The following is a 22,111-nucleotide window of genomic DNA, read 5'->3' on the forward strand; positions in this document are numbered from 1 at the left end:
AATTCGCGTAACCTGCGTTGCTCCTGGTGCAGGCTCGCGCTAAACCGTGTCGGACCCGACAGGACAGCATGACATGACCCGCATATCGCATATCGAACTGGACGACAGAAACCTGCCGCCGCCAACCCCAGAGATCGAGCAGGAGCGTAAAGTCGCAATCTATGATCTGCTCGAGGATAACTCGTTCGAACTGCCCCAGCGCGATGATCGCGTTGTGCCGGATGGTCCCTACCACGTGCAGCTTTCAATTCGCGACAAGCGTCTGGTGTTCGATGTCGCTACTGAAGCCGCAGAAAAGGCAGCCGAGTTTCACCTGTCGCTCGGGCCCTTCCGTCAGGTGGTCAAGGACTATTTCCAAATCTGTGAAAGCTATTTCGATGCGGTGAAATCTCTGCCGCCCAGTCAGATCGAAACCATCGACATGGCCCGGCGTGGCATCCACAACGAAGGCAGCCGGGTTTTGCAGGAAAGGCTGGAAGGGAAAGCCGAGGTTGATACTGACACCGCCCGCCGCCTGTTCACACTGATCTGCGTCCTGCATTTCGGGGGGTGACGGGTGAGCCCTCTGCCACAGTCTATTCTGTTCTGTTGCGACCACAATTCGGTGCGCTCGCCCATGGCTGAAGGCATTATGAAAAAATTCTACGGCACCGGCACCTATGTGCAATCCGCGGGTGTCCATAATGATCTTGAGATTGACGGCTTCTGCATCGCGGTCTGTCACGAGGTGGGAGTCGAGCTGTCTCGCCACAGGTCGCGGTCTTTCGATGAAATGCAGGAATGGGGCGACGACCTCAGTTCGTTTGATCTGATTGTCGCCTTGTCCCCCGCAAGCCAGCGTCGGGCGCTGGAACTGACGCGGATTTTCCACCTCGATGTCGATTATTGGCCAATAATGGACCCTACCGGGTTGGGCGAAACCCGCGAAGACAAGTTAACGCACTACCGACAGACCCGCGATCAGATCATCAAACATCTGAAAGATCGCTGGGGTGAACCCACGGAGTGATCATGAACCAGACCATCGAAACCTATTTCAAAGCCTTCAATGCCGGAGATGTGGATGGCATGCTGGCCTGCCTGTCCGAAGATGTGGCCCATCACGTAAACGAAGGTCAGATCCGCGTCGGCAAAGAGAAGTTTGCCGCCTTCTGTGTCCATATGAACCGCTGCTATCGCGAAAACCTGACGGACATCGTGATCTTTGAGGCTGAAAACGGCACCCGCGCGGCTGCCGAGTTCATCGTCAACGGCACCTATCTGGAAACGGACGAGGGATTGCCCGACGCGCATGGCCAGACCTACCGGCTGCCTGCCGGATCGTTCTTTGACCTCCATGACGGTCAGATCACCCGCGTAACGACCTATTACAATCTCGCCGACTGGACCAAACAGGTGTCCGGTGGCTGAGATCACCGCAGTTCGCCCCCTGATCGGCGATGCGCTTGAGGCAGCATTGGTCGATGTTGCGCGTCTGCGGATCGAAGTGTTTCGTGCGTGGCCCTATCTCTATGACGGAGATCTGGAATACGAGCGCAAATACCTGCAATCCTACCGCGACAGCGAAAGGGCCATTGTCGTCGGCGCGTTTGATGGGGATCGTCTTGTCGGTGCGTCAACCGGCGCGCCGCTGGAGGATCATGCCGATGATTTCGCCGCTGCGTTCGATGGCGCCGGCCTGAACCTGTCCGACATCTTCTATTGCGCGGAATCGGTTTTACTGCCCGGCTATCGCGGACAGGGCGTGGGTCACAAGTTCTTTGATCTGCGCGAGACCCATGCCCGCATGTTGGGTTTGTCCAAATGCGCTTTCTGCAGTGTTCAGCGCCCTGATGATCACCCGATGCGCCCCACGAACTACCGTCCGCTCAATGCGTTCTGGAAAGCGCGGGGGTATGCGCCTTTGTCCGGTGTCGTGGCGCAGTTTTCATGGAAAGATATCGGCGAAGAGACCGAGACGCAGAAGCCATTGCAGTTCTGGATCAGGGACCTTTGACGCTGCAGGGCAGATTGTTAGATCGAAATGTGCTACCCTTGTGTTTTCTGTGGGGGAAGTGAAATGAAACGTTACGTGATTGAACGCGATCTGCCTGGCGTCGGCTCGATGTCCAAAGACGAATTGTGCGGCGCGTCGGCTAAATCAAATGAAGCATTGGAACAAATCCCCGGCGTGCAGTGGGAGCATTCCTACGTCGCGGGCGACAAGACTTTTTGCATCTATTTGGCCGAAAGCGAGCAGGCCATCCACAAGCATGCGGAACTCAGTGGGTTTCCGGCCAATGTCGTAACCGAAGTCACCACTATCATTGATCCGACGACGGCGGGGTGAAACGGTCTATACAGCTGGTGGCATTCCCGTTTAAGGTCCGGCCGATTTGACCATTTTGGACCAATGCCATGAAAGTCGCCACCGCCGCCTATGACCTCAGTTGGCTCGACAGTTGGGCGCAGTACGAAGATAAGCTGGCCCGGTGGGTTTCCGAGGCTGCGGGCCATGGGGCGGACCTGCTGGTTTTTCCGGAATATGGAGCGATGGAATTGTCCACGCTCGATGGTGCCGATGTTGCGGGTGATCTGGAACGTTCAATTCACGCTGTGTCTGATCGGATGCATGAAGCCTGCGCCCTGCATCAGCGTTTGGCGCAGGAACACAACACATACATCTTGGGCGCATCCGCTCCGGTGGTGGACGGCGCGGGACGCCCGATTAACAGGGCCATGCTCTACGCGCCGGACGGTCGCTACGACCACCAGGACAAGCAAATCATGACCCGGTTCGAACGGGAAGACTGGGACATCGCCCCGGGTGGCCCGCTTAAGCTGTTTGACACCGCGATTGGCAAAATCGGTGTGCTGATCTGCTATGACAGCGAATTTCCATTGTTGGGCCGGGCGCTGAGCGAGGCCGATCTGATCCTTGTTCCGTCCTGTACCGAGGCCCTCTCGGGGTACTGGCGCGTTCGCATCGGTGCGATGTCCCGAGCGCTGGAGTCTCAATGCCTGTCCGTCATGGCGTCTTTGGTTGGCAATAATGCCTGGTCCGAGGCCGTGGATCAGAACACCGGCACCGGCGGCATCTTTGGCCCGCCGGACAAAGGGTTTCCGGCAACGGGTGTTCTGGCCGAAGGCGAATTGAACCAGCCCGGCTGGACCTATGCGGATGTCGATCTGAAGGCGATCGCCAATGTCCGGGCCGATGGTCATGTGCTGAACCGCACCCACTGGGCCGAGCAGCCCCCCCGAGTCGAATCGGTCACAATCTCTGCACTTTAGTGATTCCGGCCTTGAAATAAGGCGGAAATAGGCTCATTTAAGCGCACATCCTCGCAGATTCTGCGAGTGCAACGTAACTATGGAGACAACATGGCCAAGGAAGATACGCTCGAATTTCCCGGTGTCGTGAAGGAACTCCTGCCTAATGCGACGTTTCGGGTCGAGCTGGAAAACGGCCATGAGATCATCGCACATACGGCAGGCAAGATGCGCAAAAACCGCATCCGTGTTCTGGCCGGCGACAAGGTGCAGGTCGAGATGACCCCCTATGATCTGACCAAGGGTCGGATCAACTACCGCTTCAAGTAACGCCCCACCCCATGGCGCTCATTCTCGGATCGGGCAGCCCTAGGCGGCTGGACCTGCTGGCGCAGCTTGGCGTTCGGCCCGATGCGATACAGCCCCCTGAAATCGATGAAACGCCCATGAAGGGCGAACTGCCGGTTCCCTATTGCAGCCGTATCACCCGCGAAAAGGTGCGGGCGGTTCAAGCCGGGACAGAGGATATCACCCTGTGCGCCGACACCACGGTTGCTTTGGGTCGCAGGATTTTGGGCAAACCCGATGATGCCGGGCAGGCAGCTGAGTTCCTGCATTCACTATCCGGGCGACGCCACCGGGTTATTACATCGGTCGCTGTGCGCAGGGGCGAGAAAATCCTGCAGCGCGACGTGGTCTCGCAGGTCAAGGTCAAACGCTTGTCGGATATTGAGATCAATGCTTATCTGGCAACCGGCGATTGGCAGGGCAAAGCGGGTGCCTATGCCATTCAGGGCCCTGCCGGGGCGTTCATCCCCTGGATTTCGGGCTCATTCACGGCCATTGTCGGTTTGCCACTGGCGGAAACGGCCACACTTTTGCAGGGCATCGGCTATCCGTTGTATCGTGAGGCACCATGAAGGGCCGTACAATCATTCTGGACCATATCGAAAATCGTGAAGCCGCAGCCCTGATGGTGGATGGCATGCTGGACGATTTTCTGATTTCCGCAGACGCGCCACCACCCGGAACGGTGTATCGCGCGCGCGCTGACCGTCCTGTCAAAGGACAAGGCGGCATGTTCCTGACAACGCCCGACGGCCCGGCCTTCCTGCGTCAGGTCAAGGGGCTTGCCTCTGGTGCCACGCTTTTGGTGCAGGTGACGGGATATGCCGAGCCGGGCAAGGCTTTGCCCGTCACAGATCGGATCCTGTTTAAAAGCCGCTACGCAATCGTTACGCCGAATGCGCCCGGGCTGAATGTATCGCGCAGCATCCGCGATGACGCAGAACGCGACCGTCTGCTGCAGGTTGCGCATGAGGTCATGGAGGGCAGCGAATACGGGCTGATCCTGCGTTCTTGCTGCCAGGGCGAGGACGCGGCCGAGATTGCCGAGGACATCAACGCCATGCGCGCGCAGGCGGATCAGGTCATGAACGATCCCGGAACTGAAACCGAACGGCTTGAGGATGGCGACGGACCACATGTCCTGGCCTGGCGCGACTGGACCGACCCGGCTGAGGTCGTGACGCAGGCGGGTGGTTTTGAAACGCATGGCGTGCTGGACGCTCTCGAGACCACTCTGGGTATCACCGAAACGCTGCCGGGCGGAGGGCATTTGTACATCCAGCCGACACGGGCGTTGATTGCCGTGGATGTCAACACCGGGGCCGATACCTCATTAGCTGCCGGAACCAAAGCCAATTTCGCCTGCGCCAAAACTCTGCCGCGCGCACTACGCGTACGCGGGTTGGGTGGACAGATCACACTGGACCTCGCGCCGATGCCGAAGAAAGACCGGAGGGGCTTCGAATCCGCCCTGCGTGCCGCATTCCGGTCCGACCCGATCGAAACCGTTCTGGCCGGTTGGACGCCGTTGGGTCACTACGAATTGCAACGCAAACGCGCCCGACTGCCTTTGTCGGAGGTGCTGAAATGAGCTGTCCGATCTGTGGTGAGAACACGCAGGCGACCTACCGTCCGTTCTGCTCGAAACGGTGCGCGGATGTCGATCTTGCCAAATGGCTGAACGGCTCGTACGCTGTTCCGTCGCAGCGCCAAGACGAGGTCGATGCGGACGGCCCGGAAGACGAAGCCCCACAACCGCGCCCGCACTGAAAAAATGTAAAAAGCCTCTGGACACTGCCTGGTGCAAGTCATAGAAGGCCTCCACCCAACGGCAAACACCGTTCCCGTGCCCGGGTAGCTCAGGGGTAGAGCAGTGGATTGAAAATCCTCGTGTCGGTGGTTCGATTCCGCCCCCGGGCACCATACTACCTTCCAAATCTGTCCAAGATTGTGCGATGTGTCTGTTTTGCAGAAATTTCCACTTTTGGGAGTCTGGGTTGTTCCGCATTTGTCCGCTTCCATCCGAAAAAAGTGTTGGTATAACCGATGTGATCAATTTGGCGGGTTATTTGATGCCTTTGACGGATATTGCACTGAAAAATGTGCAACCTTCAGGAAGGGCGTACAAGCGCTCCGATGCGCATGGCTATAGCGCGGCGCGCCTAACTAGATGAGCGTGCGCGCCTATTTAGACAGACTAAGGGTCAACTATTCCACAGAAACAACCGTCGCCATACAATCCGAATTGCGAACTAACCCGAGTGCTTCGCTGACGTTCATGTCGGCAAACCCATTCCTGGCCCGATATGTCATGATCAGCGAGTGATATCCCTCGGCATAAACAGGGGCGATACGTGTCTCGATTTCTTCAAAACTATCTGGATCTCTCATCAGGTCTTTGACCGAACGTTTGAAACCGGGATGAGAACCGCCCCATGCACTAAAGCATTGAAAACCCTTTCTCTTTTCCTCGGCAACTTTAGCCTCGGCCAAACGCTTCTCGGCGGCCTCACGTTCCTTGGCAACACGCTCTTGCTCTATGCGCTCGGCTTCTTCTTTCTCCGCAGCTTCGGTCGCCAATCTCTCCGCCTCCTCGGCCAACCGAGCTGCCTCTTGTTCATCAGCGCGTTTTTGAGCGGCTTCTCCGGCCGCGATCTCAGCTTTCCGAGCGGACCAGGCTTCTGCATCGGAATACCCAGCCTCAATAGCTGCCTGCTGATCCCCACGATTTAGAAAACCTGTCTCTTGAGCGTCGGCGTTTCCCATCATGTTCCCGATAGTTCCTAAACCAATGAACCAAACGAGCAATGCACTCGGGATGATCATGAATCCCTTTTGCGCCTACCCTTCTTAAATTGCAGAACTACTCCAAAAATAGTGGCCACCAGGCAGGCCAATGAAAGTGCGGAAGCCAATACTAAGTACATTGATACCTCTATCAAAAAATACAGTCACAATTGCCGCTTGGCGGCCATATTCACCAGATGGTAGAGCGTCAAAAAAAACATTCACCACCCTTGAACCACACTAATGCGACAACTTACCCGCACTTTGTTTTCAGTCGGCATCCCGGACTGTGAAACGCACGACCAACACAGTTTGACTACGTTGACCGGGTGCCAGAACGCGGACTTTGCACTCGTACTTCCCCGGATGACCGCTAAAACTGCCCTCGGCAAAGAACACGTTTACCACTGCTGTGGTCGGCTGCGGTATCTGGCAAACAGCGTCCACTCTCACGCCGCCCGGAATGGTGACACTTGCTTCCGCCGTGGCACCCGTCAGATCTCTGAGTACCTTGGGTTAAGTGATTTTGCTGCTCTTTGACTCATAGACGATGGCTTGAAACTTTAATGAATCGTGCTCATGAATTTCAAAACTTGGGCGATTTGTCATGTCGTTCTCTCCAGTTTACCGCGAATGTCGGCCTACCATTTGGCCGAGTATCCAGTGGGCGTTGTCCAAGACGCATATTCAACGGCTTCCACCCACGTTCCTTCGAACTGGGGAATGACCCATGCAGCGTCAAAAACCGCCTGAAACACAGAGACAGGCGTCCCCGGTGCGACACCTGCTGTAATAGTGCCAGAATGGGAATGATCTCTGTCCGCGTGATGATCACCGGTGATGTCCACCGCACCGGGTGTTAAAGTGCCCCCATGTGATGCATCTGCGTCCGTGTGATGATCACCGCTGAGACCGACCGAGCCAGCGCTGATTGTTGGGTCATGGGATACATCGGGATCGGTTTGATGTTCGCCACCTACGGCCTGATCTGGTGATGCGCCTTGTGAAACCGCACCGTCATGCGATTGGTCGCCATCTGCATGATGATCGCCACTTATACCGACCGGCCCAACGTCGATTGACGGATCGTGGGCGGCATCTGGATCAGACTGGTGCGTGCCGCCGATGTTCTGATCAGGTGCCCCACCCTGTAATACAGCGCCATTATGGGATGTATCTCCATCAACATGATGGTCGCCATCCACATCCACGCCGCCTGGCGTGACTGTCGCCCCGTAGGACGTATCCGGGTCATCGTGATGCGCGCCGTCAATGACCCGAGCGGGTGCAGCACCCTGCGAAACAGCACCATCATGCGACGTGTCAGCGTCGGCATCGTGGCTGCCTGCGATATCGACTGAACCGGGTGCAACTGTGGGTGTGTGGGACACATCCGGATCGACCTGATGACCATTCACCATAGATGAGCGCATTTTTGTCTGATCCAGCCCCAATGTCAGTAGGAGCCTGAGTAGAGCTTTCGACACGTTCGTTATGAAACAATTCGGAAATCGGGATTACACGGCTGTCTGCATCCTTGGTCTTGCGAGCTTTGTTCATGATGTCGGGATTTGTCAGAAAGCCTGCGGTTCCACACACATTGTCGGTTTCCAAGGCCGCAATCAGGTCTGCCGTGATATCGGAACTGAATGCACCACCGGGCACGCTGTTTACATCAGCATCGGTCAAGACGCCTGTGGGTTCGTTGGCACCGCCGCCACGGATGGCCGCACTGTCCAAAGCTTGGGCCAGCAAGTAAGCCAGATCAGCGCGAAGGATCGGTTCGAGAGCTTGATTTGCCTGCAGCAACATGCGGCGAGACAATTCATATTCAGCTGATACCGTCTTGGGGCCCATGGCCTTCTTGCCGAAGGTGGCATCAATATGTTCGGGCACCCATGCGGCAGTGCCGGAACCGACAAGGCGGGGCTATTCCAAGTTGCCGCTCAAACCACGCAAGACGGTCGCCCCTATCATCTCCACTTTCAGCGCAGCGCGGCGACGATCTGTCATCGCAGCCAGATCGGTTGCCACCATGTTACCGGCAGTACCAGCGGTAGTCAGGGCGCGGGAATCTCCACCAAGGATGATTTGGGTGGGAACCATGACACCGCGAACTTCAGCGCGATCCCGGCCCAACTCTTTGTGCCACTCTGCCTCAACGCCCGTCAAAGTACCGGAACGGCTCTCGCTCAGTGCCTTGGACAGAGAATAGTCATTCAGAGAACGCAGTGCCACCGCATCGCCGCTAATGGAATCTGCGTGTGCCTCCAGCCTTTCAAACTCTGCGAGCTTCTCAGCGTCGCTCAGACGGGCGTTCAAAACGTGCACCTCAGTTTCCAGAGTGTCGAAGCGCTTACGCTCTTCGCCGGACAAGTCGCGGTTGTCGCCCACAGCTTTTTCGTTGATCCGGCGCATTTCAGCAATCTTGCCTGCGCGTTGCTCTTTGAGTTCGTTCAAATTGTCAAGGGGCATCCTTGTTTCCTTTCTTAGGTTCTAAAGTGAAGGTCCGCGCGGGATGGTTGCCAAACTTAGCCGCGCGGACCGATTTTTAGTTGGTTGTTTCACTCCGTTTTTCGTCAATACGCTTCTTGCGTGCCAATTCATACCGATCATCGAGTTGCAGAAAGCGTTCGTCATCGGCTTCGTTGGCAACAACACCATCCTCATTGATTTCCAAGTCATCGCCGACAAGAGTCAGGCCTTGGAGCTTTAAAAACTCTTGCGTTTCGCCGTGATCTAGTCCGACATAGACCCAACGATCTTGTTCATCCTTTTCCCACTTCTTGAAAAAGTCGGAACAGGGCGCGTATTCGTTAGCAGGCGGGTTGGGGCGATGGTCCTCAAAGACCGGAATAGGCTGTTCGGACACCATTGCGTTGAGTTTTTCAAGGACACGTTCAATTAGGCGGTCCGCGAACATAATTTGGACGCAAGGCGGGGTTGTTTTCGGGGGTTCACTTTTGTCGTGTAACGGAACAATAGCCCAGTCGCCGTTTTCGATTGGATATGTCACGTATCCAAAATTTTTGTCGGGATGCTTATGCCCCAAATACTCCATAGACAACTGATTTTCCGCCCGCATCGCGACTGCTTTGGCAATGGTTTCTAGGCCAGCCATAGGAAAACCCACTCCGCTCATGGAATGGGCTACGGTAAGTTTCAAAGTATCTCGGCCAGTAAAAAGACGGCGGCGACCAGTTCCGGGGTTATGCCTCCGGTCCAGACGGATCAGATTGACCGCTCACAAATTCGTGCTGTCCGAGACCGGTTTTGTTATCAACGACCGAACCGGGGATTTCTAAAGCGCTCTGGTTTCAAGATAACCGTGCTCCGGTCGAGGGCCGGGGCACGTTTTTCTCTCGTGCCAGCGCCCATGGTTGAACGAATGACGGCAAAGTCGACAGTCCGTGGGTCCGATAAACCCATAGTACTTCGCGGCAGTCGCATCTAAGGATTTGGGTGACACGAACGAGACATGTTCCAGCGCCACGCCCAGTGTTTCCTCGACAAGGTCGCAAGCTTTGGAGTTGGGTTCGAACACCTGATTGCGGCCGACGCTGACACCTGCCTCAAGATGCGGTTTCAGCCCGGTGTTTTCGGCCAGCGCGTCCAGCATTTCCTGATTGCCTTTGGATAGTATCGCCCATGGCAGCTCGGAAAGGTCCTGCAGAGTCGAAAGGGCCGAAGGGTATGGATCAAGCTCGTTGTATTTGGCCATGATCCGCTGAGCCCGGTCCCTGTCATACTCCAGCCTGATCGCCTTGAGCGTAAAGCGCAGACTTTTCGCCGACAGGCCCCAAAACCTGCTATAGTCCGCCATTTGCGATCGCAGCCAAGTGTATTCCAACTGTTTCAACCGCCAGATCTGCATAAAAAGGCAGCCATGTCCCAGGAACTCCACCTCGGTGATCGCTGAGACGGAATGCTCGTCCTACAGCGCGCCATAAGTGTCGAACACAGCGGCTTTGATGGGCTGGTCACTCTCCTTGCCGGGTTGCGCCGGGTTCGTCGTATGGGTCTTGCAATGCATTTTTCTTGAATTTACATTCAAGAAATTTCTATAGCTGATGTGAAATTACGCCGAGGGAGCTTGGATGGGTCGCCACAAGACGTTTGACGCGGACGCGGCATTGCTGAAGGCCGTGGAGGTATTCTGGGAGAAAGGATATGCGGCGAGCGCGATGACAGATCTTTGCCGGGCGATGGACCTGAATCCCGGCAGCGTCTATGCAACTTACGGGCAGAAGGATCAGCTGTTTCTATCCGCCGTTCGCGCATACCTGCAAAAGGTGACGACCGAAGGTATCGACAGGATCAATGCGGCCGAGGATGGGATTGCAGGCATCCGCAGCTATTTTCATTTCATCGTCGAAGGCATTCTGACAGGTCGGCGGCGCTTTGGCTGTTTGGGCACCAATTCCCTGATGGAATTGGGCCGCAACAACGACGAGGTGCGCACAATCATGCTGGAGCATCTCGATCTTCTCGAGCAAGCTTTCCGGAATGCGCTGGAACGCGCCGGGTGGGACAACCCGCAAGGTCGGGCTACATACCTCCTCTGTATGGCGCAGGGGATGAACGTGTTGGCCGTTACCCAACCAGATCGAGCTACATTGACGGAGCTTGTTCACACAGTTTTCAAAGCCTTTCCGGAGCACTAGCGACCGGCTGAACAACAAACTCGACCACATTTCAGGGAGAAGATCATGACTGTTAAAAGGCCCTCAAATTCAGACGTTCAAGCAGCGGCAGCTGAACTGGGTATGAATCTGTCCGACGCCTCGGCACAGACTTTCAACGATCTGATGCAGGGTCTGTTGGATGCCTATGACGCTGTTGAAGAAATGGACGAGCCCCATCCGGCGCCGTCCTATCCGCGCAGCGTCCACACCGTGCCGACCCCCGCCGACAACCCTTATGGTGCCTGGGCCGTTCAGGGCAGCATCAAGGGCAAGGCCGAAGGGCCGTTGGCAGGAAAAACCGTCGCGATCAAAGACAACACATGCGTGGCCGACTGGCCAATGCAGGTCGGCTCGACCGTACTGGACGGGTATGTGCCCGAGATTGATGCCACGGTGGTGACCCGTCTGCTGGATGCCGGGGCCGAAATCACTGGCAAGGCGGCTTGCGAGTACTATTGCGCCTCGGGGGGCAGTCATACCGCGGCGCAGGGGATTGTCGAAAACCCGGTTGTGCCGGGGCATAACGCGGGCGGGTCATCCTCTGGGTCAGCGGCTTTGGTTGCGGTGGGTATCGTGGATATGGCCACCGGCGGCGATCAGGGCGGTTCGATTCGCATTCCGGCCTCCTATTGCGGGATTGTCGGGATGAAACCGACCCACGGGTTGGTGCCTTACACCGGCATTCTCGCCGTGGACACGACCATTGATCATGTCGGTCCGATGACGCGGACCGTGGCGGAAAACGCCCAGATGCTGGAGGTCCTGGCCGGACCCGACGGGCTGGACCCGCGTCAGAACGGCGCTCCTGCGCAGGATTATACCGGTGCTTTGGGTCAGGGCGCCGAGGGGCTGCGGGTCGCGATTGTCAGCGAAGGGTTCGGTCATCCCGGAGCTGAAGATGAGGTGGAAGATCGGGTACGCGAAGCAGGTCGGAAACTGGCGGATGCAGGTGCCGTTGTCGAAGAAATATCCATTCCGATGCATGCCGCCGGTGGAGCAATCTGGACACCGATTTTCGTCGAAGGCGCGACCGAGCTGATGATGCGGCAGAACGCCTATGGAACCAATATGAAAGGCCTCTTTGTCGAAAGCCTGCTGGATGCCCAATCCAAATGGCGCGATCACGCAGATGAGTTCTCGCCTACGCTGAAGCTGGGCTTGCTGACCGGGCACTACATGTCATCGCGCAACAAGGGACGGTTCTATGGCAAGGCACAGAACCTCAACCGTGCTCTGACCAAGGCCTATGATGATGTACTGTCCGACTATGATTTGCTGCTGATGCCAACCACCCCGATGGCGGCCAGTAAATTGCCGCCTGAGGGTGCGCCGGATGAAGAGATCGTGGCGCGCGCTTTCGAGATGGTCGGAAACACCTCTCCTTTCTGTGCGACCGGGCATCCGTCACTGTCGGTGCCGGTGGGCAAAACCAGTGATGGCCGACCAATCGGCGCGATGCTTAGCGGGCGTCACCACGACGAGGCCACGATCTATCGCGCCGCCGAGGTGCTGGAGGCCGCGTATCGGGCCTAGGACATAGGTCCAGGTCCATGAGATAAGCAGTCGCTTCAGGGCAGCGCTAAGGCGCGCTTAAACTCTCGGTGGGAGATTGGCTTCAAACAGAAGCTCGGCGCCTTAGCGATGTCTTTGATACTGACGGCAAGTGTCTTCGGTTTAGGATTTGCCTCGACGCAGGGATTTGAACAGCCGCTGATGTTGCGTGCGCGGCGAATGTCCAAAAAGCGGGCTGCGGTCGCAATATCCGATGACCGTGCTCAAAGTCAGCTTTGGGCCGTCCTCAGGAACGCATGGCGTTTACATCCCATTGTAGGCCGCAGGGTTTGATAGGCACCAAGTCCACTGCGAAATTCTTGGGTAGCACAAAGAAACTCGCAAGCTGCGCGTATTCCATGCGCCATTATCCTGAGTTGGCTTTCTGACCGGCAAGAAGCCCGTCAAATATTTTTGAGCGATCATTCAAAAATAAGATTGAGCAGTCATTCAAAAAATGATATTCAGCGCCGAGTACACCTTGGTCCTGTCCAGATTTTCAGCCTTCTACGCTGTCATGATCCCGCGTTGAAATAACGCGGGGATACAGATGAATTGCGACATTCGTTTGAGGGTGAATGCCTGTCGTCAACGCTGTTTTGTCGGCGTCATCGTTTCGGTGTCGCGGGCTTGATCGAAGCGGATAATACGCAAACCCCGACGAAGATTTCATGGCTGGACATTCAGGTTTACGAAAACGGGAGGAAAACTATGAAACTGAAGTCCAGCCAACCGCTTGCGCTGATAACGGCCGCGACGACTGTACTTGCCTCACAGGCCATTGCTGAAACAACGATCCAGGTCCAATCAAGATACGCACCGCTGCAATTTACGGATGCCGCGCCGGGCGGGGCGCACCCAATCGGCGGGCCCGGAAATGCCTTTGTCTTGAAGGCGAATGAGATTCTGGAACCTTTTGGGATCACTTTTCAGGTTCACGCCTCGGGCAAAGTCAATCCGTTTGACGAGCACAATGTCAAACCACAGCTGATCGACCGAAAGGCTATGGGCAACCTGTACAATGCGGTTGCGGCCGGGGCTGAAGAGGGCGGTATCAACGCCGCTTTGGCTATTCCTGCTGAATCGGGTTTGGCGTTTGGTGAAATGTTGTCCGGCGGTTTGCCATTTGGCATGGCACCTGACGAATACGCCTCGTTTCTGTTCTATGGCGGCGGCTTAGCGCTGCAGCAGCAGATTTACGACGAAACCTTTGACGGAAATGTCGTTACAATACCGGTTGCAATCACGACGGCTCAGGGCCCCGGTTTTTTCCCCAATCCACTGCCCGACCCGGATACAGACGCCCATCTGAGCAATGCAGACGCGCTACTGAAAGTCTGCGAAACCCCTATGATCGTTCGCTGGCCCGACTCTGCTGCTGCGGTCATGACGGAAGCTTGCGCCAAACTGGGCGTCACGACGCCGAACATCGGTCGTCAGACCAGATGCGAGGACGCATCTGCGGTGTGTGATCCCGCCACAAACCCCGACAATCCTATTCAGTTCGAGCCCGAGACCCTTACCTTTGGCGGATTCGCTCCGGGCGTGATCCCGCACACCATGTTCCAAAACGGAAACATTGATGCGTTCGAATTGAACATGCCCGCAGATGACATTCAGTTCCTGAAACTCATTTCAGGGCAGCAGGGCAAAACTGATGCCGAGGCCAACCTTTCTGACGTCGGCCTGCCTTACAAATATTCCGGGTCGTGGCACCAGCCAACGCTGACGGTTGAACTGGTGGTGAACAGGGGCTTTTGGGAAAGCATCCCCGCCCATGAGCGCACATTGATCGAAGCCGTGGCAAAGGCAGCCATTCTTGATACGCAGGCAGAACGGCTCAGCATCCAAGGCAAAGCGATTGAACGTCTGGAACAGTCCGGAGTTAAGCACCTGACGTGGCCCCAAGGCCTTTTGGATGAGTTGCGCGCCGCAACGCCGGACGCGTTAAACAAGGTCGCTGAAAAAGCCGAGGCAAACGGCGATAGTTCAGTGCGCCGTTGGCTGGACGCCGCGTGGGAATTCCAGAAAAATAACGCCAAGTACTTTGACTACGGCGACGTTAATCAAGGACAAGCCGGCTTTCCGACGTCGGCGGATTAAATCGAATGATCAAACACTCGACCTCTCAATCTGGGAGGTCGAAATTCAGGGTTCGCAGTGAGATAATATGCTATGCAATGCGACGCCGAATTCTGACGGATCGCGATCCATCAGCCGGATGGCAGCGGCCCAACATTTGAAAGACCAGTCTTAACAGGAGATCCACTATGACCCGAATGACGGCAGAAGACTTCGACCAGGAATTATTGGACCTTTACGATTTCTACGCCCATGGAAAAATTACAAAACGCGAATTTCTGGATCGCGCCGGGAAATTCGCTGTTGGAGGCGTGACAGCGGCCGCGCTGCTGAAAATGCTCAGTCCGAATTATGCGTTGGCGCAGCAGGTGTCGTTCAATGATCCTGACATCCACGCCGACTACATCACCTACCCTTCGCCAAATGGAACAGGCGACGTACGGGGCTATCTTGTCCGACCGGCCGGGGTGGATGATCCATTACCGGCAGTCCTTGTGATCCACGAAAACCGCGGTCTTAACCCCTATATCGAAGATGTGGCGCGCAGGTTGGCCAAAGCTGGTTTTATGGCATTGGCACCGGATGGGCTGACGTCAGTAGGCGGTTATCCCGGAAATGACGCAGACGGGCGCGAACTACAAAGGACGGTCGACCGGGTCGAGTTGATGAACGACTTCTTCAACGGCTTTGAATACTTGCTGAACCGCGAAGACAGCACCGGCAAGGTCGGCGCGGTCGGTTTCTGTTACGGTGGCGGCGTTGTGAGTGCGATCGCTGTGGCCTACCCTGAACTGGCCGCGGGTGTACCTTTCTACGGACGGCAGCCAGCAGCCGAGGATGTGGCGAAAATCCAGGCCCCGCTGCTTATCCAAATGGGAGAGCTTGATGATCGCATCAACGCGGGTTGGCCAGCGTTCGAGGCCGCACTGCAGGCCAATGACAAAACCTACGAGGCTTACATCTACGAAAATGCCAATCACGGTTTCCACAATGACAGTACGCCACGCTATGATGAAGAGATGGCAAATCTGGCTTGGGAACGGACGATTGCTTGGTTCAATACGTATTTGAAGTAGAGAGAGAAGTTCTGCAAAAAGGCACCGCTTCTGTACGGTTATGTCGGAAAGTTCTGAGCGAACCGAACTGTTTTGGTGATCGCGACGAAGTTGGGCTCCGGTGTCATTAGTTCACAGCCACAATAGGACTGTAGCAGCGAGAGCGATGGCCTAGAGAAATATCTTTGGGCATCTGTCATATCGGGTGGCGACGCGTCGCCATTCGTTCAGGCTGCTCTGAAATCCAAGTAGTCCGTCCATTAGTGATTAAAGTTCTCCGAGACAAATCCCTGGCTGGGAGAAGGAGCGGAAGCAATGAAAGCAGCGAGATTTACGGACGCACAGAAAGCGTTTGTTTTGAAGCAGGTTGAGGACGGCAAGACGGTTGCTGAAGTGTGCCGGGAGGCTGGGATCAGCTCGGCCACCTATTTCAACTGAAAAAAAATGCGGGAATGTTTCCTGCCCTGTGCTTTCTCAACTGCGTACCCGGTAGTGGAACACTGGGCGTTGCGCGGTCCTTTGGCCCGCGCGTTGTGTTCGGTCAGAATCCGGGGTAGCTTCGCCACGTGAAGTACCTTCGACCAATAACCACGACAGTTCTCACGGTTTTTCTGATCCTTTTTGTGGGGTTTGGAAACGTCGCGCATGCGCTGTCCAGTGATTGCGTTGGCGGACATTGTATTGATCACGTGGCCATGAGTGTTGAGTCGAAACATGTTGACCACGGGTTGGTTGCTCCTAGCGAAACCGGGCAGCATGAGCCGGACAGCGCAGCACATGAAGGATGCAATCCGTTCCTGTGTAACATTATCGCGCTCACGACACTGGCTTCCGAAACCAAACTTAGCCAAACTGCGGTCGTGTTGGCACTACAGGTTGCAAGCCTCTCGACGCTCAATGAACCGGACAACCCGGACAGGCCACCTAACACTTGAAACAGAATTCCGACGCTGTTCACGGCAGTGAACACGTTCCAGTGTGCTGCGATTTAACTGCGGCACCGCTCTGTTACACAAGGTTAGGACCAGTACATGAACCGAAAATATCTCCTGATCGGCACATGCGCCGTGGTAGCCATCGCTGCCTACATCAGTCTACGTCCCGCACCGGTTGAGGACGCTGCGCAGTCGGCACCTGTCGAGGGCGACGCGATGGTGGCAATTCAGATGCCGCCTATTGAAGGGAATGCGGCCATCGGGCAGCGTATATTTGAAAACGCATGCGCCGCATGCCACGGTCGCAACGCAGTCGGCGTAGAAGGCTCGGGGCCACCGCTGATCCATATTATCTATGAACCCAGCCATCATGCAGACGAGTCCTTTCAACGCGCGGTCGCAATGGGCGTCAGAAGCCACCACTGGCAGTTTGGCGACATGCCTGCTGTTGAAGGGTTGACCCGCGGTGACGTGACGATGGTCATCGACTACATCCGCGAAATCCAGCGCGCTAATGGAATAAACTGAGGAACCTCCGAATGAAGAAGCTCACCACATTTGCATTGATTTCCATGCTTGCCACCAACGCTTTTGCCCATTCGAGTGTGGACACCACCACACCCGAAGACGGCGCGACTATTGCCGAAGTACCCTCTGAGATCAGCTTTAATTTCACAGATGATATTCGCCTGACAAAGGTTAACATGATCCATCAGGAGGCGCATACCGTCACGCTCGACCTAGGAGACCAGACAAGCTTTGGGCGCGCGTTCGCGCTCCCGCTTCAAAGCATGGGCGAAGGCACATATCGCATTGAATGGCGGGGCTTGGGTGCGGACGGGCACGCCATGCAGGGCGAGTTCACATTCACAGTGGACTGACCATGCCCGATATCTGGGGAATAGGCGCAATACTGTCCAAGCTCATGCTGTATGTCGGCATTAGTGGTGCGACTGGTCTGTTGATCATTCGGACTGCTTTTACCGACTTGGTGTCGCCTCTCAGCGATAGAATGCGTGGTCAGATTGCGCTGTTGGCGGCGCTTGCGCTTGCGGGCTCTGTCCTTGGGTTCATGCTTCGCGGCGCAGCCCTGACGGGCGAAGTTGATGGTATGACCGATCCAGAAATGCTCGGCCTGCTGTGGCAGACCCCGGTTGGCGACGTTCTCGTCTATCGGGTTGTCGGGGCGATTTTGATGATCGTCGGAATATTCATGCCCCTTATCGGCCAATGGATCGCGCTTGCCGGTGGAATGATCGCCCTATGGTCATTCGCCCAGATTGGGCATGTCCCCGAGTTGGAGATAACCGGCCTCCGTGTGCTGTTGCTCTTGCACCTTCTGGGGGTCGCGTTTTGGATCGGCGTCCTTGGACCATTACGTACTCTATCTCAACGGCCAGAATATCTGAGCAACGCGGCCATGTTGGGACATCGGTTTGGACAGGTGGCTTCGGTTATTGTCCCTGCATTGATTTTGGCGGGACTGCTGATGGCCTGGATGTTGCTGGGCGATCTCCGGGATTTATTGACAACGGGTTACGGGCAGACTCTGCTGATCAAACTTGCACTCGTTGTCTTGGTCTTGACGTTGGCAGCCGCAAACAAGCTCCGCTTCGTTCCGGCCATGCAGTCCGGGGACGACAAAGCTGCCCGCCACCTGGCACGCTCCATTGAAATCGAAGCCGTAATCATTCTGGTGGTCCTTGCAGCAACCGCGACGCTCACTAGCGTCTTGACCCTACCGAATTGAGGTATCCAATGATCAAGTGGAACTTTTTAATCGTCACATTTGCCAGCTTCGCAACGGGTGCAAGTGCTGGTCACGAAATGGAGGACCGGAACTTGGCCAAAGGGCAGACCCTCTACGCCGAGTACTGCGCGTCCTGCCATGGCGCCGATCTCGAAGGTCAGCCGGATTGGCAGACGCCTGACGACAACGGTATTCTTCCTGCGCCGCCACATGACGAGACCGGGCATACATGGCACCACGACAACCAGCTTCTGTTCGAATACACTCGGCTAGGAGGTGAAATGGCGTTAGCCACGCGTGGCATCGACGGCTTTGCGAGTGGCATGCCCGGATTTGGGGATGCTCTCACCGATGATGATATTTGGGACATTCTCGCCTATATCCGATCCAATTGGCCTGAGCGCGTTCAGGAAATTCAAGCGAGCCGCAACCTACCGCATGACTAAGGAAAGCAACCTTCGCCACGTGGCGGTTAGGACATAGCGCCCATGTCAGGTTTTCGTGAAAAAGCCTTGCGCGCACGTCTTTGAGTGAAGCTCGGTGATGAGCGATGCAATCGAAAGCGATACTGACAAGATCACTGATCTGCAGATCTGGCAGGTCGGCCCGGGGTACTATTCAGTCATCGTCTCGGTCGCTTCAACAGCTCCAAGATCACCAGACGAATACAAGAGCCTGTTGGGCGGAATTGACCACGCGGCGCACACTACGGTAGAAATGAACAAAATCGTGGCAGCCGCATAAAGCTGCGATCACCGGGCAGACAGACGTGATGAAACAGGCTTACGAGCACATTCAGAGAGTTGGCTTGGCTGCCCTCTGTTTCGCGTTGGTCGTTTGGTCCGTAACGCCATCATTCTCTCACGCACCGGCGATATTTGAGACGATCCAAGACCATCTGGAAATGGTCGAGAACCATGGCCATTCGCATGGGTTTGAGGAAGACTTGTTCTGGGCGATGCACGGCCACAGCCATGATGTGGCGGATCACGACCACAACCAAGCGTTTCTTTCCGGTGGTCCTCGCACGGTCCCGTATTCGGTCACGGCGGCTGGTTTCCCGGCTATGTCTCAAGTCGGAGGCATTATGAACACCACGACCTCACAATTGCGTTCCAGATCAATCGCGACGTGGGTGTCGTAGACGATAGCACTGATCTGGTTTCAGCCTTTGAGGAGGCTCTTACCTGGAGTCCCTTGGACGTCACCCAATCCCGGACCATCCGGGCATACTGTCGGGCTGAGATGTGCAAACGCTCATGGAGACGGTCTGGCCAAAGATACTTGGAGCCGACCATGATCTCATTTTCCATCCACTTCTCGACGGAAGCAGGTTTACCTTCGGAAATTTCGAAGCGTACCGGTTTCTGCGTTTTGCTTTGCTGAATGGACACGCGCTCCTTGTTCTGTCCCGGCGCCGTGACATCGGCTACTTTCTTCTTCACCAGACCACAGCCGTTCAGTTTGCTGTTGAAACCGAAGAACCGCCAATTGATCATGACCGCTTTCGTGTAGCATCATGTCATTGAAGGTCATTTCTGAGGGCAGACCAATGGTTCACACTGAAGTTTTTGACACGCAGCTAACGGAACTATTTGAATGGCGTCGCGACTTTCACGCACATCCGGAAATTACATTCGATGTTCACAGAACCGCCGGTTTGGTTGCTGAGCGCTTGCATGAGATGGGTGTCGACGAAGTTCATACTGGTATTGGGAAAACCGGCGTCGTTGCCGTGATAAAAGGCGAAAGTACAGCAAGCAACAAAGTGATTGGCTTACGGGCGGACATGGACGCTTTGCCCATGCAGGAGCAGACAAATCTTCCTTACGCGTCTAAGATAGAAGGCCGAATGCATGCGTGCGGACATGATGGGCACACAACGATGCTGCTGGGCGCTGCTCGCTATCTCAGCGAGACCCGTAATTTCAACGGAACTGCGGTTCTGATTTTCCAACCAGCGGAAGAGGCCGAAGGCGGTGGCCTCGCCATGGTTCAGGATGGTCTGATGGACCGTTTTGGTATTCAAAGCGTTTTTGCGCTTCATACGTCTCCTGGTCTGCCCATCGGCCATTTCTCGACTCGTCCGGGTGGCATAATGGGGTCAGCGGACCTCTTTGAAGTGCAAATAACAGGAAAAGGCTGCCATGCAGCTTTTCCCCACGAGGGTCTCGACCCTGCCATTGCCGTTGCTCAGATCATCCAGGGTTTCCAGACGATTGTGTCGCGTTCAATAAATGCGTCGGCGCAGCATGTTGTTTCAATCACGCAAATCCACATGGGGACAGCAGATAACATCATTGCTGAGACAGCGGAGATCAGAGGGACCGTGCGCAGCCTATCCAGCAAGGCACGTGCTTTGGGCAAACAAAGGATGTTCGAAATTTGCGCGGGTGCAGCGTCCATGACGGGTACGGACATCCATCTCAATTACATCGACGATTTGCCGGTGACAGAGAACGACCCGACACAAACCGACTTTGCCATAGATGCGGCCACCAAACTGGTGGGCTCCGAGGCAGTTGACGGCAACCGAACGCCAACCATGGGCGGAGAGGATTTTTCGTTCATGCTTGAGCAGCGTCCCGGCAATTTCATGTTTATCGGCAACGGAGACAGCGCGGCATTGCACAACCCGGCCTTCGATTTCAATGATGACGCACTCGCTTATGGCTGCGCGTACTTTGCTACGATTGTTGAGCAGAAATTGGCGATCTGACACGCATGAACGTTCGTTGTCAAAGCGGACGATGGTGCTACCGCAGCGAATTGGAGCTTTGCCCGCACCTGCTCTGGTCAAATAACTATTCGAAGAATATCCCACGACAAATCCAATGGAGGCCGAGAGCCCAAAACGACCGGATTTCGACAGAAGAAACTGGCCTATAATGCTGCTTTGATGGGTGTTGCCACCTGATAGCCTATTGCGCAGCACCGTTGCCTGATCGCAGTCTGATGGCCCTGTCGCGGTTTTTCCCCAAGCATTTCCCGGTCTAGCGTCAGACGGCGGTCAAAGACCGCCCTTTGGAAAGCCCGTATATGTTGCGCTTTGGTCCTGGTGATAATTCGCCATTGTCCGGTCAGTCAGAACCGTTGACGTCTGGCCGTCGTCCAGAATGATCTGCTGATCGCTGGGACCGGAATACCAGCGAATATTGAACGCACAGAGCCACGGGAAGATCATGACCTCTGCGTAGGCCGGAATGTTGTCCCGGATCCACCACGCCAGAGGTTTGGGGTCTTGGGTCTGTTCAAACCGAGGCAGATACCACGGAATTACAATCGAAACTGTCCCGCCGAAATGCCCGTCGGTATCCCTGTGGTCCCAGATATGGCGCGCCGCACTGTATGTGTTGTCCGAGCAGTAATAGCCGCCCTCCGCGCTGCCGGTTTCCGTCAGTTTTTGATGACAGAACCCGTTCACCTCGGCCGACCTGAAAGCACTGCGCACGGTGACATGGCCAAAGGCGGCATATAGGGGCTCCAGAATGTTCTCACACAAGTTGCGCCCGACCTCGATCGCAAGATCGGGATCGTCGGGTATGTTTTGCATCCCGTGGAAATTAGCCACTTCGCTATAGAGCATCTCGCGCATGAAAAAATGCTCGGACAAGCGAACGCGACCCAGTTCGGTCAAAGCGGCGACACTGGTGGGCTTTTTCATCG

27 protein-coding genes, 1 tRNA gene and 1 pseudogene are annotated in these 22,111 nt (G+C 55.7%); 22 read left to right on the forward strand and 7 right to left on the reverse strand.

Annotated features, from left to right (window positions below):
• Positions 1-73 precede the first annotated feature (73 nt).
• From ACRZ9X_RS17685 to ACRZ9X_RS17735, 11 genes are all read left to right on the forward strand, one after another.
• Positions 74-553: a UPF0262 family protein gene (locus ACRZ9X_RS17685; protein WP_480521247.1), complete on the forward strand. Its 480-nt coding sequence runs from the start codon at positions 74-76 to the stop codon at positions 551-553.
• Between the two features lie 3 nt (positions 554-556).
• Entirely contained in the window at positions 557-1,009 is a 453-nt protein-coding gene (locus tag ACRZ9X_RS17690) for an arsenate-mycothiol transferase ArsC (protein ID WP_480521249.1), read from the forward strand.
• A 2-nt stretch (positions 1,010-1,011) separates the two neighbouring features.
• On the forward strand, positions 1,012-1,410 hold the full coding sequence (locus ACRZ9X_RS17695) for a ketosteroid isomerase-related protein (protein ID WP_480521251.1): 399 nt from the start codon (positions 1,012-1,014) through the stop codon (positions 1,408-1,410).
• Positions 1,403-1,996, forward strand: coding sequence for a GNAT family N-acetyltransferase (locus ACRZ9X_RS17700; RefSeq protein WP_480521253.1), 594 nt, complete (start codon positions 1,403-1,405; stop codon positions 1,994-1,996). The genes ACRZ9X_RS17695 and ACRZ9X_RS17700 overlap by 8 nt, the downstream gene beginning before the upstream one ends.
• 63 nt (positions 1,997-2,059) lie before the next feature.
• Entirely contained in the window at positions 2,060-2,329 is a 270-nt protein-coding gene (locus tag ACRZ9X_RS17705; RefSeq protein WP_480521255.1) for a DUF4242 domain-containing protein, read from the forward strand.
• A gap of 68 nt (positions 2,330-2,397) precedes the next feature.
• Positions 2,398-3,273: a carbon-nitrogen hydrolase family protein gene (locus tag ACRZ9X_RS17710; protein WP_480521257.1), complete on the forward strand. Its 876-nt coding sequence runs from the start codon at positions 2,398-2,400 to the stop codon at positions 3,271-3,273.
• A 90-nt stretch (positions 3,274-3,363) separates the two neighbouring features.
• Complete coding sequence (gene infA, locus ACRZ9X_RS17715) at positions 3,364-3,582, forward strand: translation initiation factor IF-1 (RefSeq protein WP_005978431.1); 219 nt, start codon at positions 3,364-3,366, stop codon at positions 3,580-3,582.
• Positions 3,583-3,593: 11 nt separating this feature from the next.
• Entirely contained in the window at positions 3,594-4,172 is a 579-nt protein-coding gene (locus ACRZ9X_RS17720; protein WP_480521259.1) for a Maf family protein, read from the forward strand.
• Positions 4,169-5,191 (forward strand): ribonuclease E/G, encoded by a 1,023-nt coding sequence (locus tag ACRZ9X_RS17725; protein WP_480521261.1) that lies wholly within the window; start codon positions 4,169-4,171, stop codon positions 5,189-5,191. The genes ACRZ9X_RS17720 and ACRZ9X_RS17725 overlap by 4 nt, the downstream gene beginning before the upstream one ends.
• Positions 5,188-5,370, forward strand: coding sequence for a DNA gyrase inhibitor YacG (locus ACRZ9X_RS17730; RefSeq protein WP_480521263.1), 183 nt, complete (start codon positions 5,188-5,190; stop codon positions 5,368-5,370). Before ACRZ9X_RS17725 ends, ACRZ9X_RS17730 begins: the two co-directional genes overlap by 4 nt.
• Before the next feature lie 78 nt (positions 5,371-5,448).
• Positions 5,449-5,523: transfer RNA gene (locus ACRZ9X_RS17735), tRNA-Phe, on the forward strand.
• 285 nt (positions 5,524-5,808) lie between these two features.
• Here ACRZ9X_RS17735 and ACRZ9X_RS17740 read toward each other — a convergent pair.
• The 6 genes from ACRZ9X_RS17740 to ACRZ9X_RS17765 form a co-directional block, all read right to left on the reverse strand.
• Positions 5,809-6,426 carry a hypothetical protein gene (locus ACRZ9X_RS17740; protein WP_480521265.1) on the reverse strand — a complete coding sequence of 206 codons (618 nt, stop codon included), beginning with the start codon at positions 6,424-6,426 and terminating at the stop codon, positions 5,809-5,811.
• A gap of 602 nt (positions 6,427-7,028) precedes the next feature.
• Complete coding sequence (locus ACRZ9X_RS17745; protein ID WP_480521267.1) at positions 7,029-7,820, reverse strand: hypothetical protein; 792 nt, start codon at positions 7,818-7,820, stop codon at positions 7,029-7,031.
• Positions 7,711-8,244, reverse strand: a complete 534-nt coding sequence (locus ACRZ9X_RS17750) for a phage major capsid protein (protein WP_480521385.1) — start codon at positions 8,242-8,244, stop codon at positions 7,711-7,713. Before ACRZ9X_RS17750 ends, ACRZ9X_RS17745 begins: the two co-directional genes overlap by 110 nt.
• A 72-nt stretch (positions 8,245-8,316) precedes the next feature.
• On the reverse strand, positions 8,317-8,862 hold the full coding sequence (locus ACRZ9X_RS17755) for a hypothetical protein (protein ID WP_480521269.1): 546 nt from the start codon (positions 8,860-8,862) through the stop codon (positions 8,317-8,319).
• A gap of 76 nt (positions 8,863-8,938) precedes the next feature.
• The gene (locus tag ACRZ9X_RS17760) at positions 8,939-9,508 is read right to left on the reverse strand and encodes a hypothetical protein (protein ID WP_480521271.1); all 570 of its coding nucleotides are present in this window, start codon (positions 9,506-9,508) and stop codon (positions 8,939-8,941) included.
• A gap of 180 nt (positions 9,509-9,688) precedes the next feature.
• Complete coding sequence (locus ACRZ9X_RS17765) at positions 9,689-10,261, reverse strand: HAD-IA family hydrolase (protein ID WP_480521273.1); 573 nt, start codon at positions 10,259-10,261, stop codon at positions 9,689-9,691.
• A gap of 223 nt (positions 10,262-10,484) precedes the next feature.
• Between ACRZ9X_RS17765 and ACRZ9X_RS17770 the strand changes: the two genes are divergently transcribed.
• From ACRZ9X_RS17770 to ACRZ9X_RS17820, 11 genes and pseudogenes are all read left to right on the forward strand, one after another.
• Positions 10,485-11,051 carry a TetR/AcrR family transcriptional regulator gene (locus tag ACRZ9X_RS17770; RefSeq protein WP_480521275.1) on the forward strand — a complete coding sequence of 189 codons (567 nt, stop codon included), beginning with the start codon at positions 10,485-10,487 and terminating at the stop codon, positions 11,049-11,051.
• Between the two features lie 45 nt (positions 11,052-11,096).
• Positions 11,097-12,605 carry an amidase gene (locus ACRZ9X_RS17775; protein ID WP_480521277.1) on the forward strand — a complete coding sequence of 503 codons (1,509 nt, stop codon included), beginning with the start codon at positions 11,097-11,099 and terminating at the stop codon, positions 12,603-12,605.
• Between the two features lie 729 nt (positions 12,606-13,334).
• A complete protein-coding gene (locus ACRZ9X_RS17780; protein ID WP_480521279.1) occupies positions 13,335-14,726 on the forward strand; it encodes a hypothetical protein in 1,392 nt (463 codons plus the stop codon).
• Positions 14,727-14,893: 167 nt separating this feature from the next.
• On the forward strand, positions 14,894-15,781 hold the full coding sequence (gene yghX, locus ACRZ9X_RS17785; protein ID WP_480521281.1) for a YghX family hydrolase: 888 nt from the start codon (positions 14,894-14,896) through the stop codon (positions 15,779-15,781).
• Between the two features lie 294 nt (positions 15,782-16,075).
• Positions 16,076-16,195, forward strand: a pseudogene (locus ACRZ9X_RS17790) (transposase); the annotation flags it as partial.
• Between the two features lie 596 nt (positions 16,196-16,791).
• Positions 16,792-17,223 carry a c-type cytochrome gene (locus ACRZ9X_RS17795; RefSeq protein ID WP_480521283.1) on the forward strand — a complete coding sequence of 144 codons (432 nt, stop codon included), beginning with the start codon at positions 16,792-16,794 and terminating at the stop codon, positions 17,221-17,223.
• A gap of 11 nt (positions 17,224-17,234) precedes the next feature.
• Positions 17,235-17,576, forward strand: a complete 342-nt coding sequence (locus ACRZ9X_RS17800; RefSeq protein ID WP_480521285.1) for a copper resistance CopC family protein — start codon at positions 17,235-17,237, stop codon at positions 17,574-17,576.
• A 2-nt stretch (positions 17,577-17,578) separates the two neighbouring features.
• Positions 17,579-18,445, forward strand: a complete 867-nt coding sequence (locus tag ACRZ9X_RS17805; RefSeq protein WP_480521287.1) for a copper resistance D family protein — start codon at positions 17,579-17,581, stop codon at positions 18,443-18,445.
• Positions 18,446-18,453: 8 nt separating this feature from the next.
• Positions 18,454-18,891 (forward strand): c-type cytochrome, encoded by a 438-nt coding sequence (locus tag ACRZ9X_RS17810; RefSeq protein ID WP_480521289.1) that lies wholly within the window; start codon positions 18,454-18,456, stop codon positions 18,889-18,891.
• A gap of 97 nt (positions 18,892-18,988) precedes the next feature.
• On the forward strand, positions 18,989-19,189 hold the full coding sequence (locus ACRZ9X_RS17815) for a hypothetical protein (protein ID WP_480521291.1): 201 nt from the start codon (positions 18,989-18,991) through the stop codon (positions 19,187-19,189).
• Positions 19,190-19,997: 808 nt separating this feature from the next.
• Entirely contained in the window at positions 19,998-21,164 is a 1,167-nt protein-coding gene (locus tag ACRZ9X_RS17820) for a M20 aminoacylase family protein (protein WP_480521293.1), read from the forward strand.
• A gap of 291 nt (positions 21,165-21,455) precedes the next feature.
• Here ACRZ9X_RS17820 and ACRZ9X_RS17825 read toward each other — a convergent pair whose 3' ends face one another.
• Positions 21,456-22,109 (reverse strand): hypothetical protein, encoded by a 654-nt coding sequence (locus ACRZ9X_RS17825; RefSeq protein ID WP_480521295.1) that lies wholly within the window; start codon positions 22,107-22,109, stop codon positions 21,456-21,458.
• Positions 22,110-22,111 lie beyond the last annotated feature (2 nt).

It is taken from the genome of Ruegeria sp. AL1 (assembly GCF_056540905.1).